General features: G+C 60.2%; 12 protein-coding genes. 8 read left to right on the top strand and 4 right to left on the bottom strand.

Annotated elements, in window-relative coordinates; all coding sequences use genetic code 11:
• Positions 1-35: 35 nt before the first annotated feature.
• Positions 36-725 carry a class I SAM-dependent methyltransferase gene (locus RE428_RS22655; protein WP_004579886.1) on the top strand — a complete coding sequence of 230 codons (690 nt, stop codon included), beginning with the start codon at positions 36-38 and terminating at the stop codon, positions 723-725.
• A 611-nt stretch (positions 726-1336) separates the two neighbouring features.
• Here the strand turns inward: RE428_RS22655 and RE428_RS22650 are convergent.
• Positions 1337-1711 carry a VanZ family protein gene (locus tag RE428_RS22650; RefSeq protein WP_004579887.1) on the bottom strand — a complete coding sequence of 125 codons (375 nt, stop codon included), beginning with the start codon at positions 1709-1711 and terminating at the stop codon, positions 1337-1339.
• 210 nt (positions 1712-1921) lie between these two features.
• On the opposite strand from RE428_RS22650, the gene cysZ reads away from it, so the two are divergent.
• From cysZ to RE428_RS22620, 6 genes are all read left to right on the top strand, one after another.
• A complete protein-coding gene (gene cysZ, locus RE428_RS22645) occupies positions 1922-2668 on the top strand; it encodes a sulfate transporter CysZ (protein ID WP_004579888.1) in 747 nt (248 codons plus the stop codon).
• A gap of 64 nt (positions 2669-2732) precedes the next feature.
• Positions 2733-5600, top strand: coding sequence for an RNA polymerase-associated protein RapA (gene rapA, locus RE428_RS22640; RefSeq protein ID WP_040883027.1), 2868 nt, complete (start codon positions 2733-2735; stop codon positions 5598-5600).
• A gap of 184 nt (positions 5601-5784) precedes the next feature.
• Positions 5785-8235: an acyl-CoA dehydrogenase gene (locus RE428_RS22635; protein WP_040882366.1), complete on the top strand. Its 2451-nt coding sequence runs from the start codon at positions 5785-5787 to the stop codon at positions 8233-8235.
• Positions 8236-8353: 118 nt separating this feature from the next.
• Complete coding sequence (gene crcB / locus RE428_RS22630; RefSeq protein ID WP_004579891.1) at positions 8354-8734, top strand: fluoride efflux transporter CrcB; 381 nt, start codon at positions 8354-8356, stop codon at positions 8732-8734.
• A 362-nt stretch (positions 8735-9096) separates the two neighbouring features.
• Positions 9097-9303 carry a cold-shock protein gene (locus tag RE428_RS22625; protein ID WP_004579892.1) on the top strand — a complete coding sequence of 69 codons (207 nt, stop codon included), beginning with the start codon at positions 9097-9099 and terminating at the stop codon, positions 9301-9303.
• A gap of 248 nt (positions 9304-9551) precedes the next feature.
• Positions 9552-10823 carry a D-amino acid dehydrogenase gene (locus RE428_RS22620; protein WP_004579893.1) on the top strand — a complete coding sequence of 424 codons (1272 nt, stop codon included), beginning with the start codon at positions 9552-9554 and terminating at the stop codon, positions 10821-10823.
• 153 nt (positions 10824-10976) lie between these two features.
• On the opposite strand, the gene RE428_RS22615 is transcribed toward RE428_RS22620, so the two are convergent.
• Positions 10977-12305, bottom strand: a complete 1329-nt coding sequence (locus RE428_RS22615) for a glycerophosphodiester phosphodiesterase family protein (RefSeq protein WP_004579894.1) — start codon at positions 12303-12305, stop codon at positions 10977-10979.
• Positions 12306-12493: 188 nt separating this feature from the next.
• Here RE428_RS22615 and RE428_RS22610 point away from each other — a divergent pair, with 188 nt between their 5' ends.
• A complete protein-coding gene (locus tag RE428_RS22610; protein ID WP_004579895.1) occupies positions 12494-13237 on the top strand; it encodes a lysophospholipid acyltransferase family protein in 744 nt (247 codons plus the stop codon).
• Here the strand turns inward: RE428_RS22610 and pelG are convergent.
• Positions 13218-14594 carry an exopolysaccharide Pel transporter PelG gene (pelG, locus tag RE428_RS22605; RefSeq protein WP_004579896.1) on the bottom strand — a complete coding sequence of 459 codons (1377 nt, stop codon included), beginning with the start codon at positions 14592-14594 and terminating at the stop codon, positions 13218-13220. The genes RE428_RS22610 and pelG overlap by 20 nt on opposite strands.
• On the bottom strand, positions 14594-16123 hold the full coding sequence (gene pelF, locus RE428_RS22600; RefSeq protein WP_004579897.1) for a GT4 family glycosyltransferase PelF: 1530 nt from the start codon (positions 16121-16123) through the stop codon (positions 14594-14596). Before pelF ends, pelG begins: the two co-directional genes overlap by 1 nt.
• Positions 16124-16126 lie beyond the last annotated feature (3 nt).

Here is a 16126-nt window from a genome sequence, read left to right as displayed (position 1 = left end):
CTTCAGTCGGGGGTCGCCGCCAGATAGAATGCCCCATGCTCCAGACCGACGATACATCCAACCAGGCCCTCGACGAACGCATGCGACGCACCCTAAGCCGGGGCCGTGTGGCGCTGACACATCCCGCGGGCTGCCCCGCAGTACCGTTGTACCTGTTCGACCCGTTGGTGCTCGAAGGTCCGCTGACCCATGATGAGGCCCAGGCGGTGGTCGCCGAGCCGGCGTATTGGTCGTTCTGCTGGGCCAGCGGCCAGGTGCTCGCCCAATACATCCTCGACCACCCTGCGCTCGTCGCTGGCAAACGGGTGATCGATTTCGGCGCCGGTTCGGGGATCGTTGCCATCGCCGCAGCCAAAGCAGGTGCCCGTGAGGTGGTCGCTTGTGATATCGATCCTGACGCATTGGCAGCCGTTGCAGCCAATGCCCGGGTGAATGGAGTGGCGGTGAGCCTGTGCGACGACTGGACCACCCGCGGCGGCGACTTCGACCTGATTACGGCGGCCGACGTGCTGTACGATCCAGAGAACCGACCGCTGCTCGGCCATTTCAGGGAGGTAGCACCTCAGGTTCTGCTGGCAGATTCCCGGGTGCGGGATCTCGGCGACGCGCGGTATATATTGCAAACAGTTCGGGAAGGCCGAACCTGGCCCGACCTGCACGAATTCGAGGAGTTCAATCGCGTGCGAATTTATCTCGCCGGCGAAACGGCGGTGGGCCCGCAATAGACATCATTTTGAGGTAACGGCGGCGCAGCGGAAGCTGCCGTTCTTTTGACGGCGCACGGAAAAATACGCATAAAAAAAGGGCAACAAGTGTGTTGCCCTTTGTCGGAACGGGTATCGCATCCCTGTGCTTTCGACATCCTGTCGCTTTCTGATCCCTGGCCAGCTCCGTGGCGCCGGCATCCGAGCCGGCGATCCAAATAAATATCCCTTAAGCGTAAAATCCCTTTGCTCCTTGCTTCCCCTCACATCCTGTGAGGAACGACTCCCTGTGTCGTCCTTTCCTTGTCATCCTGACGAGATTCACTATACCAAGCTGCTAATGACTTTCGTGTGACAACTATCGCGCTTCAGCCTGGGCGAAAAACGAGCTCTATTTAAATTCCTTTACTTACATGAACATACGCGCCTCAAAAATTGCGATGTCAGCGACTCGCACAGTACGAATTCGCCATCTCGCACAATCCTGTAGGAAATATCTCACAATGTTGTTGGCGAATGTCCTAGGCGAAGTCCGCAAACGTCGTGTACATGGCGGAGCACGGCAAAAAAGAGATCATCTCGGGGGGCGTTTTGTCCCCAAGCGGGTCGGATAGGGCACCGGCCACGAATTTTCAGGCCGGCTGCTGTAGCTTTCTCAGGGTCAGCCACCAGATACCCAGGCCCAGGGCAATGCCGGCAGCATCGGCAACCAGGTCGAGCAGGGACGCGGAGCGGTAGGGGATCGGCGCCTGCACAATCTCGATCAGGGCGCCGAAGCCCAGGACGATCAGTGCGCTATGGATAACCGGCATGCGTGGCCACCCCAGGCGCGCCAACAGGATCAGCTCGATGAAGGCGATGGCGTGATTGGCCTTGTCCCAGGTGGATGTAGCCACCGGGTGTTCGAGCTTGCTGGTGGAGAGCCAGAGTATCAGGGCCATGGACGCGACAAGTGCGAAGCGCCAGGCGGACGTCCATTGGGTGAGGCGGCGTAGCAGGTCTGTCATGGTTTGCGGGGAGCCTTCCTTTGTCCTTTTTCGACTTATACCAAACCGAGTGACCAATCAGGTCGTTTCCGGGGGCATCCGAGGTATGGTCCGGTGGCCGGTCATGGTATGCTCTGCGCCCGAATTCTGCCAGCGGCCCGTCAGCGACGTCAGTCAGGCGTCTTCACGCGGCTCCTGCAGGCGTGCGCCAGGAAACCAGAGGATGCGGACATGCTTAAGGGCAATTTCTTTCATGGCCTGGGCTATCTTGGAGAAGGGTTCCGGTTGATCCGGCAACCGGGGCTGCGCCTGTTCGTGGTTATTCCCCTGGTCATCAACATCCTCCTGTTTGGCGTCCTGTTCTATTTCCTCGCCGAAGCCTTCAGCCTCCTGATCGCCACCGCCATGGGCTGGTTGCCGGACTGGCAGTGGTTGCAGGCCCTCGATTGGGTGTTCTGGATCCTCTATGGCGTGGTCATTCTCTTGATGCTGGCCTACGGTTTCGTGATCGTCGCCAACCTGATCGGCTCTCCCTTTTACGGCTACCTGTCCGAACTGACGGAGAAACACCTGACCGGCCAAGAGGTAGATACCGGCGGCGGGTGGGGCCAGATCCTCAAGGACATTCCCCGGGCCTTGCTGCGGGAAGTCCAGAAAATACTCTATTACCTACCTCGTGCCCTGCTGCTGCTGATCATCGGTCTGATCCCGGTAGTCAACCTGGTGGCTGCGGTACTATGGTTTCTGTTCAACAGTTGGATGATGGCCCTGCAATACGTGGATTATCCGGCGGACAACCACCGCGTCAGCTTTGGCGACCTGCGCCGTTCCCTGGGGGCAAAACGGCTGTCGGCTTTTGGTTTTGGTCTTCCTGTAGCCCTGGCGGCCATGGTGCCGGTGCTCAACCTTTTCGTGGTGCCGGCGGCGGTGTGCGGCGCCACGGCCTACTGGGTACGCGAGCGATCGTCCCAGGCGTGATCGTGGCGCGCCTCTCATCCGGTTTGTCCCGGTAACTCCCTTTCAAGTCTTAGCGTTCAAGGTGATTCGAAGCATGGAATTTGTCATTGGTCAGCGATGGGTCAGTCACAGCGATGCCAACCTCGGTTTGGGTATTGTGACTGACGTCTCCGGTCGGCGGGTTACGCTGGGATTTCCCGCAATCGATGAGGAACGCACCTACGCCACCGACAATGCGCCGCTCGCCCGTGTCCAGTATCAATTGGGCGATAAGATCGAGACCTACGATGGCGAGTCGCTTACCGTGCGCGCGGTGGAGGACATCGACGGGGTGCTGATGTACCACGCCGAAGATGAGAACGGGGAGCTGCAGCAGGTTTCCGAAGTGAAGCTGGGCAGTCACGTGCGTTTCACCGATCCACGCCAGCGCCTGTTTGCCGGCCGTTTTGATCGCAATGGCGCCTTCCGCCTGCGAATGGCAACCGTCGAGCATCAGGAACGACTGCGTCAGTCACCGGCGCGGGGGCTGATCGGTGCGCGCACCAGTCACCTACCGCACCAGATCTATATCGCCGGTGAGGTCGCCCGTCGTTACGCGCCGCGAGTGCTGCTGGCGGATGAAGTGGGGCTTGGTAAGACGATAGAGGCCGGGCTGATACTGCACTCGCAACTGCAGACCGGCCTGGCGCGCCGGGTGCTGATCGTGGTGCCGGACTCCCTGGTGCATCAATGGCTGGTGGAGATGCTGCGTCGCTTCAACTTGCGCTTCTCCATTATCGACGACAGCCATTACGAGCTTGATAACGCGGCCGACCAGATCCTGGCCATGCTCGGTGAGGAGATTGGGGGCGCGAGTGAAGAGAACCCCTTCGAGCAATCGCAGTTGGTCATCTGCAGCCTGGACTTCCTCAAGTCCAGCGACAAGGCCGGCAACGATGCGGTCAGCGCCGGCTGGGACCTGGTGGTGGTCGACGAGGCTCACCACCTGGAATGGTCGCCGGAAGCAGCCAGCCCGGAATACCAGGTCGTTGAGCGTCTTGCGGAACAGACCCGCGGCCTGTTGCTGCTGACAGCGACGCCGGAACAAATGGGCATAGCCGGTCACTTCGCTCGTCTGCGCTTGCTGGACCCGGCCCGTTACCATGACCTTGCGGCGTTCGAGCAGGAAGAAAGCCGCTACGCCGAGGTCAATACCCTGATGCAGCAGTTACAGGAGCAGGGCGGCAAGCCCGACAGCGCCCAACAGCAGCAGCTGCAAACCTGGTTAGGCGATGAGGTATCCGACTTGGTGGCCAGGGATGACAACGGCCACGCGCTGATCGATACCCTGCTGGATCGTCATGGCACCGGTCGGGTGCTATTCCGTAACACCCGTGCGGCGGTCCAGGGCTTTCCCGAACGGCGGGTGCAGCCGGCGCCATTGCCCTGCCCTCAACTCTACACGGAAGCGGGCGTGACGGCGGGCAGCGCCGGGTTGACGCCTGAAGTCGGAATGGATGAGGAAACCTGGCTGGCGGAAGATCCACGGGTGACCTGGCTGGAAAAGAAACTCTCCGCGCTGAAGCCCGCCAAGGTCGTGGTCATCTGTGCCAAGGCCGAGACCGCTACGGCACTCGAACATTACCTGCAGCTGCGTGCCGGTATTCGTAGCACCGCGTTCCACGAGGGTCTGAGCCTGCTGGAGCGCGACCGTGCCGCCGCTTATTTCACCGAAACCGAGCAGGGCGCCCAGGCGTTGATCTGCTCCGAGATCGGCAGTGAGGGGCGCAACTTCCAGTTTGCCCATCACCTGGTACTGTTCGACCTGCCGGCCAACCCGGATTTGCTGGAGCAGCGCATCGGCCGTCTCGATCGCATCGGTCAGGGCGACGTCATCGATATCCATGTGCCCTACCTTGAGAATACCGCGCAGTCGGTACTCTTCCGCTGGTATCACGAAGGGCTCGAAGCATTCGCCCAGAGCTGTGCGGTAGGTGTGGGCGTCAAGGCGGCGGTCGAGAGCGAACTGCAGAGTCGACTGGATAGTCCAACGGAATCTGCCGACGACCTTGTGGCGGCTACCCGCGCGCAGGCCCAGCAACTGCGGCAGCGCCTGCAGGAGGGGCGCGACGCGCTGATCGAAATGAACTCCTGCCGGCCGGAAGAGGCACGGGCGCTGATCGATGCGATCGAATCGGAGGAACAGTCCTCCGGCCTGGTGGACTACATGACCGAGGCCTTCGATATCTTTGGTGTCGAGACCGAAGGGCATACGGAGACCTCGGATGTCCTCAAACCGTCCGACCACATGCTGACCGGGCATTTCCCGGGGCTGTCCGAAGAGGGGCTGACCGTCACCTTCGACCGGCAACAGGCGCTGGAACGGGAAGATCTGGCCTTCCTCAGCTGGGAACACCCGATGGTGGCCGGGGTGATGGAGCTGATGACCGAGTCCGAGCTGGGCAACGCCGCCCTGGCCAGTCTCTCGGTCAAGGGGCTGCCGCCGGGCACTCTGCTGCTGGAAGCCCTATTTACATTGCATTGCCCCGCGCCTGACAGCCTGCAGTTGGCCCGCTGCCTGCCGCTGGCGCCTCTGCGCCTGCTGGTGGACGTCAACGGCAAGGACCTGTCCGCCGCATTGCCTCACGACCGACTGAACGAACTCTGTTCCAATATCCGCCGGCGTACGGCCCAGGCTGTCGTGCCACAGATCCGGGCCGAAGTGGAAACCATGATCGACCACGCAGAGGGCTTCGCCGCGGAACGGCTCGGTGAGCTACAGCAGCAGGCGGCCGAGCGGCTACGCGGTCTCATTCAGCCGGAAATCGACCGCCTCAAGGCCCTGCGTAAGGTCAATCCGGCGATCAGGAGCGAGGAAGTCGCGTTCTTTGAAAACCAGTTATCCGCTGGCGAGGATGTGATCGGCAAAGCCCGCATGGCGCTCAGCGGACTGAGGGTTATCGTGTCTTCTTAAAGGTTTTCTCACGAAAGACAGTAAGTTAGCCCAAAGACTTGTTGACAGATGGCGACTGTGTCACTGGTTTGAGACCATCCAATCAGGTAGTTTAAGCGTAACGGTTTGTTACCGCAGGGCCGGTAAAATCGAAAAAAATGATGGCCCGCTTACTTTCACACCACACGGAAGACAGAGAACGCCTATGACGACTTTGATCATTCTCTTGCTCGCAATTGCGGGCCTGTTGATAGTGTTGCGCCGGGAGGCTGGGGCCATGCCAGCCATCGGGGTGATGGCCGGTTTCGGTGTTGTATCCATGTTCTTCGGCTCCGGCTGGCTGGCGCTGGTCCTGTTTATCGGTGCTGCGCTGACCGCCATATGCGGCCTGCCGGGTATGCGTCGCTCCTGGTTGACGCCTCGGGTCTTCGACATGTTCAAGAAGGTGGCGCCCAAGGTGTCCGATACCGAGCGGGTCGCCCTGGACGCCGGTACCGTAGGCTGGGACGGTGAGATTTTCACTGGTCGCCCGGACTGGCACAAACTGCTGGTCAACCGCAACAACGGCCTGACGGACGAAGAACAGGCTTTCATCGACAACCAGTGCACCTGGGCCATTAGCCAGTGTAATTCGTGGGACGTTGCTGTCGAGCGCGCCGACCTGCCGCCCCAAGTCTGGGAATTTCTCAAGAAAGAAAAATTCTTCGGCATGATCATTCCGAAGGAATACGGCGGCCTGGGCTTCTCTGCCAAGGCCCAATCTGCAGTGCTCCAGCGGCTGGCCTCCAATGAGACCCTGATGGTGTCCGTGGGCGTTCCCAACTCGTTGGGGCCGGGTGAACTGCTGCTCAAGTACGGTACTGACGAACAGAAAAATCACTATTTGCCACGTCTGGCCGACGGCCGGGATATTCCCTGTTTTGGCCTGACCGGACCTCGCGCCGGTTCCGACGCCACCTCGCTCCCGGATACCGGTATCGTCTGCAAGGGCGAGTTCGAAGGTAAGGAAGTTCTGGGCCTGCGCCTGAACTTCGAGAAGCGCTGGATCACCCTGGCGCCGATTGCCACGGTTGTCGGTCTCGCCTTCCGCATGTTCGACCCGGATAACCTGCTGGGCGAGGAAAAAGACCTGGGCATCACCTGCGCCCTGATCCCGCGGGATACCAAGGGTATGGAGATCGGTCGTCGCCATTGTCCGATCGGTTCGCCGTTCATGAACGGTCCGATCAAGGGTAAGGACGTGTTTATCCCGCTGGACTACATCATCGGTGGTCCGGAAATGGCTGGTGAGGGCTGGCGTATGCTGGTCGAGTGCCTGTCCGTCGGTCGCTGCATCACCTTGCCCTCCGGTGCGGCTGGCGCGGCTGCGTCCGCTCTGGGTACCGCGGGCGGTTTCACTCGCGTGCGGCGTCAGTTCAATACACCCGTGGCCGAAATGGAAGGCGTTCAGGGACCGCTGGCGCGGATTGCCGGCCTGACGTACATCGCCCAGTCTTCGGTATACCAGACCGCCAACATGGTCGATAACGGCGAGAAACCAGCCGTACCGTCGGCCATACTCAAGTACCAGCTTACCGAGATGCAGCGCACCGCCTTGACCGACGCTATGGATGTCCATGGTGGCAAGACGGTTACCTTGGGGCCGCGCAACTACCTCGGTATCGGTTATAGCGGTTCAGCCGTGTCCATCACGGTCGAGGGTGCCAATATCATGACCCGGAGCCTGATGATCTTCGGTCAGGGCGCGATCCGGTGCCATCCCTACGTGCTCGAGGAGCTGGCTGCGAAGGACAAGGACGATATCGATGCGTTCGATACGGCTTTCTTCAACCACGCCGGCCTGATTTTCGGCAATGCCGCACGCGCCTTCACCCAGGCCTTGGGTATTGGCCACGCCGATGTTCCCTTCGACGCAGTGACTCGCCGCTATGCCCAGGCGGTGGCACGGTTCAGCGCAGCCTTCGGCCTGTGTTCCGACGCTGCCATGACCACGCTCGGTTCCCAGCTCAAGATGCGCGAGCTGATCTCCGCGCGTCTGGGCGACATGCTGGCCAATCTGTATATGGCGTCCATGGTGCTCAAGAATTGGAACGAGACCCAGCCGGTGGAGGGCGAGAAGGTGCTCGTGCAGTACAGTCTGCAATACCTGTTGCACCGCATCGAACATGCCCTGGATGAGCTGCTGCACAACCTGCCGAACCGGCCGGTCGCCTGGGCCTTGCGAGCCATCACCATGCCGCTGGGCCGCAAGTGGGATATGCCGCACGACGACGTCACCCGTGGCATCGCCAGGGCGATCAGTACCTCGACGCCACTGCGTGAGAAGCTCCTACGTCCGGTCTGGACGACTCACGCCGAAGACGGCGTCGCTAACCCGGTCGCCCAGTACAACGACCTGCTGGTGGACTACGAACGTGCCGAGAAGCTCTATCGTGCTGCTGGCAAGGCCTTTGCCAAGGGCGATTTGCCCATGGACGTGCTGCATCCGGAAGACCGGTTCGAAGCAGCCTACAAGGCCGGGATCTTCTCCGACGAAGATATCGAGTTCATGCGCGAATACGAGGCGAAGGTACTTGAGATGCTTACGGTCGACGATTTCCCGTTCGACGCTTTTGCCCAGCAGAAGGAAACGGTCATCCAGCACAACGCGGCATGATCGCAACCGACCCGGTCATTATTGCCCGGGTCTGGTAGACTCTGACCCGTTATGCTCCGGCATAGCGGGTTTTTTATGCCTGCTCCATTGGGTCAGCCTGGAGGGAAAGAAGTTGCCTGTGGCGTATTCCATTCTTGCGGTCAGTCTTGGGGCCGTTGTCGGCGCCAACCTGCGCTGGATGCTCAGTCTGTGGCTCAACACCGCCGGCCATGCCATTCCGATTGGCACATTGGTTGCCAACCTCTGCGGCGGCTGGCTGATTGGCTGGTTGATCAGCTACTTCAGCCAGGCGCCACACCTGGGGCCTGAATGGCGGCTGTTCGCCATTACCGGTTTATGCGGCGCGTTGACGACCTTCTCCACCTTTTCCATCGAGATGTATGGCGCGATCCAGGCTGGCAAATGGGTGGCCGCCTTCGGCGGAATCGCACTCCATGTCATAGGATCCTTGTCAATGACCGCCTTGGGGATATATTGTTTCCATACGTTACGTGGCTAAGCCCCCCGCCGATGCAGGGGGCCAAGTTTGCAGGAGAGCAGGCGGGTGGCTGTGTACGTGCGGAAACGGAAAGCGCTTGTGAACGCTGCAGTATGCTGCCGGAGCCCACGGATGGTGCTTGGGAGAGCATTCACAGGTGTTGAACCCACGTAAATGTACCTATCCCGTAAAATTTTGTTGGCAAAGGGCAACATCAGGGGTAGAGTGGGTGGCGTAGGAAAGGTTCAGCAAAGCGTTTCATAAATAAGACGGATCCCTCTGTAGTCAGGTAGTGCATCGTCCTGTTTTTGATAAAGCGAATTGCGTTTCCGAATACCGCCTTCGGGCATTTAATGATTTATTGAATACAGGAAAATAGAGTTATGTCTACAGAGACTGGCACCGTTAAGTTCTTCAATGAAACCAAGGGCTTCGGCTTTATCACCCGCGAAAACGGCCCGGACGTTTTCGTTCACTACAGCGCTATTCAGGGTTCTGGCTTCAAGACCCTGGCTGAAGGCCAGCAGGTCGAGTTCACTGTAACTCAAGGCCAGAAAGGTCCGCAGGCTGAGAACGTTAACCCGCTCTAAGCCAGTGACCGAATAGGCCGCGATCCTTCTGATCGCAGGCCATTCAAAGAAAGGCAGCCCGATCGGCTGCCTTTTTTATTGCCTGAAATATTGTCGTTTAATCGTCTCTCCGTGGCCGCGCTTTGTTGGTGCTTGATGGGGGAAACGCAACCGCTTCTGCACAAGTTCTTCGGCAATCACCCATATCGTCTTGCTTGACGTATGGCCCCCCAGCCTCTGTGATAGGGACTTAAAAGGAGGAGAGCGATATGCACATAGTGGTTATCGGTGCCGGCGTGGTCGGCGTTACGACGGCTTGGTCACTGCATAAACGGGGTCATCAGGTAACGGTGATCGAGCGCCTGGAAGGCGCCGGATTGGAAACCAGCAAGGGCAATGCCGGCCAACGGTCTTATGGGGTGGTCTCTCCCTGGGCTTCGGCTGCCATGGCGCGCAAGGCTCTAACTTACCTGATGGATCGCGACGGTCCCCTGAAGATGCGCATGCCTCCCTCTCTCGATACTCTGCGCTTTCTCGTTTCCACCTTGCGTTTTGCCTACGCCCCGGGTGTTTTCGGGCTGAACCGGCGCGCCATGCTTCGCCTGGGCATCCACAGCCGTGAAAGCTTCCTTGCGTTGGAGGATGAACTCAATCTTGTATTCGACGGCGACCACGCGGGCCTGATGCACCTGGCCAGCTCGCCCCATATGATGACCGAATATGTGGATACGGCCGAGGTACTCGATGAACTGGGTATCGAAAACCAGTTGCTGAGCCCGCAAGAGGTGCGCGAATACGAGCCCGGCATGCGCGGCAACGGACCGCTGCATGGCGGTCTGCGCTACGCGACTGATGGCACGGGCGACTGCCACCTATTCTCACGTAGCCTGGCCGAGGCCTGTGAAAAGGCAGGGATCGAATTTCGCTACAACACGCGGGTCAACCGCCTCGTGGCTGATCATCGCCGAGTTCACGGCGTCGAACTGGAGGGCAGCAACGGCATGCACGAACGTCTCGAGGCCGACGCCGTAGTGCTGTCTGCAGGCTTTGCCTCACCGTTACTGGCCAAAGAAGTCGGGTTACATCTGCCGATCTATCCGGTCAAGGGCTACTCCCTCACCGCGCCGCTACTGGATGCTGAAAAGGCGCCACGATCCACCATCCACGACGACAACTTCAAGGTGGTCTCCACGCGCCTGGGCGACCGGCTGCGAGCAACCGGTTTCGTGGAGTTGAGTGGTTTCGATCGCCAGATTCCCGAAACTCGGTTACAGACCATCCGCAAATCGGTGAATTCGCGCTTCCCGGGTGCCGCCGATCTATCGGCCGCCACGACTTGGACCGGTTTCCGCCCGATGACGCCGGATGGTCCGCCCATCATCGGTCGCGGCACGCGAGAGAATCTGTTCCTGAATACCGGGCACGGGACGTTCGGTTGGACGCTGTCCGCCGGCAGCGCAGAGTTGATTGCCCAGGTGATCGATGGCGAGACCCCGGCGCTGTCGCTGGATGCGTTCAGGCCGGGGCGGTTTGCGGAGTGAGGCCTCGGGCAACGGCCTGAGGCCAGGCAGCCCTGCGGGCTGCTCCGAAGCTGAAGCGTCGGCTACATTTACATCCGACTCAAGTGTGTAGCAGAAGCTTCAGCTCCTGAGACACCGAAAGGTGCCCACGCGCCTTGCAGGATCAACCAATCTTCAGCGCCGTCCGTTCAACATGCAGCTCGCATAGTAGGTGGTCGTTGCCGGCCAGTCCGAGAATACGCCGATCACGCCCACGTCACGGGCCAGCACATCGAGCACCGTGAACATATCGCCGTCGTTGTTAATCGCGTCAGTCACGGATTGGTAGTACCAGCCACCGCCGGTGGATAGTGGACCACTGCGTTCGAGGCTCCAGGCAATCATGTCCAGACCGGCGCGGCGGGCGTTCTCCGCGTAGTCAGACGGAACGATCTCGCCGCGGGGGCCCAGGGTCAGCATCTTCCAGATCGCCGGGGCGATGATGTTGACGCCCTGGCGCTTCAGCGAGCGCATGTACTCCAGCGAGCTGACATCCTGATCGTTGGGGCGTTCGTCCAGGAAGACCGCCTGGCGGCCATAGGCCGGGGTGTTCTTGATCCAGAACAGGACGTCGTCAAGCAGGAAGGACTGAGGCCATACATCCGATGGATCGATACCGGCTTCCTCATATTCGGCAATCAGCTGGCGCGCATAGTCCTCCTGGGTGTACTCGCCCTCATAGGGCATATCCACGACCGGGGTCTTCAGTTCCGGTGTGAATTTGACGCCCAGTTCCTGGAACAGCTCGATGCTTTCCTTGTGGGTCATCAGTGTGCCGCTGGTTTCGGTGGCGTACAGGTCGGTGCGCCAGTCAGCCGTACCCTGGACATACTCTTCCGGCGTCGTCGCCTGCGGATTGAAGGCGTCCATCTTGCCGCGCAATTGCTTGAACTCCGCCAACGTGATGTCACTGGTGCGGCACTCGGCCTGGGCTGGGGTGCCGGTGGCCGGATCGGCCGGCACGAACGGCTGGTTGCACTTGGCGTTCAGCTCGGGGATGGTGACGATATTGGTGGTGGTGTGCAGGTCGTTCTGGGCGTGACGGCAGACCAGTTCGCGATCCTTGGTGAAGGCAACATCACACTCGACGATGCCTGCGCCCATACGCGCAGCGGCAACGTAGGACTCGCGGGTGTGCTCGGGGAACTGCAATGGCGCGCCGCGATGGCCGATGGAGAATTCGGTGCGTTTGAGCGGCTTGCCTTCGCAGGACGCCAGCTTTCGCTTCAGGCGGCCATCATCCATATCATTGACCAGGTAGAACGGGCGTGGCCCCACCTGGATGGCGAAGGGGTTGCGGTCATGCTTGTGACGGTCGTGCCAGTCGCGATCGTCATGCCATCCACGGTCTTTACCATCGCGGTCCCGATTATCGTTGTTCAAGGATTCCGCAAAGAGGGGAGCGCTGCCAAAGCTGGCCACTATAAGCGTGAGGACCAGCCAACGAATTGACCCATATTTCATAGTAAGATCCTTTTACGTTCTGGTTGTTGGAAACTTCTTCGGGCGTTTCTTGAAGCGACTTCAGCCTGCCAATGATCCGTGACACCGCGGTGACGGTATGATGAAGCGTAGCGAATACAAGACGATCATGCTGCGGATACTGGTAAACAACGGTTGGACGGTGTGCGACGAGGTATGTGGTTTCATCCATGAAAGTATTGAAGTCGGTCTGGATCATTTTTTGGGCAATCGCCCTGACGCTCCTGCTTTTCCTGCCCATCGTCCTTGCTGCGTTGCTCGGCAGGCGCGGTGACGTCGCTTTCCACGGTACGCAGGTCTATGCCTGGATATTGCTGAAGGTGACGGGTATCCGCCTGACGGTGGTTGGGCTGGAGCACATCGAGCCGGGCCAGCGCTATATGATCCTGTCCAACCACGCCTCCTACCTGGATCCCCCGGCGCTGGTGCTGGCATTGGGTCTGCAATATCGCTGGGTGATCAAGAAGGAGCTGCGGCGGATTCCGCTGTTTGGCCTCGCCCTGGAAGCCTCACGCAACCTGTTTATCGACCGCTCCAAGGGCAGCGATGCGATGCGTAGCATCCGTGAAAACGTCGACCGGTTGCCGGACGGTACCGGCGTGCTGATTTTTCCCGAGGGGACCCGCAGTTGGGACGGACAACTGCTGCCCTTCAAGAAGGGCGGTTTCATCATTGCCAAGGACGGCGGTCTGCCGATCCTGCCGGTGACCATTCGCGGCTCCCACGACCGCCTGCCCAAGGGCAGCGGTGCGTTTACCTCGGGACGTATCGAAGTGGTGGTGCATCCACCGATTCCTACCGAGGACCTCACCATCGAGGAACTGATCGACGAAACGCGCGCCGAAATTGCCAGTGCCCTGCCGCTGAAGAGCCGCACGGCGTCAGTCCTTCAGTTCAGCGACCCTGCAGCATAAAGGTTTCGTACTCCAGCCGTTCGAACTTACGTGACAGCAGGAATAGCCCGGTGAGAGCGGATACCAACGTGGCGCCGGCGAATCCGTAACCGTAGAACGACGCCCCCAGCTGAAGCGTGATCAGCGTAAACACGATATTGCTGATGAAGAAAAGAAGGCACAGGGTGACGTTGATGCGCCGCGCGTCCAGGTAGAACAGCACGTTCTGGATCGCCAGCAGCAGGAGCTGCGTGCCCACCGCCACCAGGTCGATCTGGAACAGTGGCAGATAGAGTGGAGAGATGCCGATGGCCCGTAGGATGTCCTCGGCCCAGACGAACAGCAGGATGATCGTCAGCCCCTGCACCTTGAAGATCTCGTAGATACCATTTCGCGCGATCACCACCATCTCGTCGCGGAACCGGTTTATGCGTTCCAGGGTATCCCCCTCGCGTACTGCCGTGTAGAAGCGGTCATAGGCTTCGGCGAAATCCGCCTCCATCCGTACCAGGAACACGGCCATGCCCGGGATAATCGATAGGTAGGCGAGGAAGATCGGCAGGTCGTAGATGACCGACGCCCTCAGGCCGTCGATCACGCCCTGTGAGGTGTCCGGGTGGAACCAGAATATCAGCTTGTCTGCCCAGACCGCCGCGTTGAACAGCAGCCCGGTAAAGATCAGCGCCGGGAAGATCTGCTTGCGCTGCATGAAGTCGAAGCGAATAAAGCTGTTGCCCGGATACTGCCGGATAATCGTGTAGAAGAAGCTGAAAAACAGCAGGCTGTGGCCCAACAGGATACCGGTCAACAGGCCCTCTAACCCCCAGTCGGCCAGGCGCAGGGACGCGATGACCGCGGTGGTGTAGCCGAGGGCGAACAGGATCACGATGCGCCGGTAGGATTTCATACTCGACAGGAAGATGGTCACCAGCCACAGATTGCACAGCACCACAAAGTTGGCCAGCATCAACAGCCGGTAGAGCACCGAGGTATCCCAGAGCAGGAACGCAATGCCGACCCCGCCCACCAGTAGCGCCAGTACCGTTGCGACCCAGATCAAACCCATCAGGTTGGGCAGGATCAGACCATTCTCCCGGGCGTAGAGTTTGTCCGCCACCCAACGGGTGAAGACATGCTGGAAAATGCCCGACAGGATCAGCGAGAACGCCATCAGGTAGGTCACCGATACCAGGAATTGCACCACTTCCACATCGGATACCGCCAGAGTGAGGCTGAAGATACCGATCATCATTACGCCGAGCACCGACAGTACCCAGGGTCCAGAGCTGATGATACCGGCAAGGCCGTAGGCCTCGATCAGGTTGAGGAAGCTCTCGCGCCGCAGGATACGGCGAATCTCGAAACCGATACCGGCCATCAGTCCTCCAGCGCCTCGCGGTAGATGTCACGGTAGGCACCGAACATGCTGTCCAGGGTGTAGAAGGCCTCCACCCGGGCCAGCCCGGACTTCTGCGCGGCATACCAGATGTCCTCATCTTCAAGCAGACGGGTCGCCTCCCGGGCGGTGGCCTCAGGGTCGGCAATGGGGACGATCGCGCCGCTCGCCCCCAACGCGCGGTCCTCTTCGCTGGCGCCCTCCAGCAGTTCCCTGCAGGCGCCCACATCGGTGGCGAGGCAGGGAAGGCCGGCGGCGTGGGCCTCCAGGATGACCAGCGGTAGCGCCTCGGAAATCGACGTCAGCACCATCAGTCCCAGTTTGGGCAGGATGTCGTTGATGTTCTGGAAGCCGAGGAATTTCACCTTGTCCTTCAAGTCGAGACTTACCACCAGCTCCTTGCACTCGGTGACGTAGTCCACGTCCTCGTCCTCGGGGCCGACGATCCAGCCCTCGGCCTCCGGCATCTCGTCGCAGACCGTGCGCATGGCGCGGATAAAGGTCTTGATGTCCTTGATCGGCACCACCCGGCCCACCAGTCCCAGCACCCTGGGAATGTGGTCGGGGCGGGCTTCGCGCACCGCATGGAAACGGGCCGGATCGATACCGTTGGGAATGATGCTGGTGCGCTCCCGGGGGGCGCCATCCTGCCACTGGCGCTGCTGGTTGCCGCGGTAGAGTGCGACGATGGGATCGGCCTGCTGGTAGGTCAGCCGGCCCAACGCTTCGAAGAAGCGGATCCACATGCGGCGGATATAGCCGACCTCCTCGTTGAGCGTGCCGCTCACCTGGTCCGTGGGGTCATGGATCCACTGGGCCTGGGACAGGTCGATCTTGCGCTCCTTGGTATAGATACCGTGTTCCGACAAGGCAAAAGGGAGATTGCGCTGGTCGGCCGCGATGGCTCCGAGCAGGCCGGCATAGCCGGTGGAGATCGAGTGCAGCATGCGCACCCGCGGCATCTTGCGGGCAATCTCCGCGAGTTGGAACAGCGGCGCATGCATAATCCGCACGGACCAGAAGTAGTCCACGAACGACGGTTCGGTGCAGTAACGTCGGTAGTTGTCGTCGATCATCTCCCAACTGGGTTCGCTGAACAGGAAATCCTCACGGCTGATTCCACCGCGGCGGCCCAGGTCCGAGAACACCTGATGCAGGATCTCCGGCGCCACCGGCTCGCCGGACTTGAAACCCTCATGCAGCTCGTGCTGGGCGGTGAACGCGGCCCGGTTACCGCGGCGCGAGCGGGGCTGGCCGCGGGTATCGCTGTCCATCAGGTAATGGACTTCGAGGTGTTTGACGTTGTCCGGCAGGGTGTATTGCTGCTTGCCGTAGTGGCTACGTTCGCCGCCGAGGAATACCAGGGCGAAGGTGAACTCCGGCAGTCCGGTGATAATCTGGTGAACCCATGAGGAGACACCGCCGCGGATAAACGGATAGGTACCCTCGAGCAACAGCGCGATATCGGCGATGACGGGGTGCTCGGGTGACTTTTTCAGTTTCGGGCTCATCGT

Source organism: Marinobacter nanhaiticus D15-8W (assembly GCF_036511935.1).
Taxonomy (GTDB): Bacteria; Pseudomonadota; Gammaproteobacteria; order Pseudomonadales; family Oleiphilaceae; genus Marinobacter_A; species Marinobacter_A nanhaiticus.
This window is presented reverse-complemented; position numbering and strand designations above follow the sequence as displayed.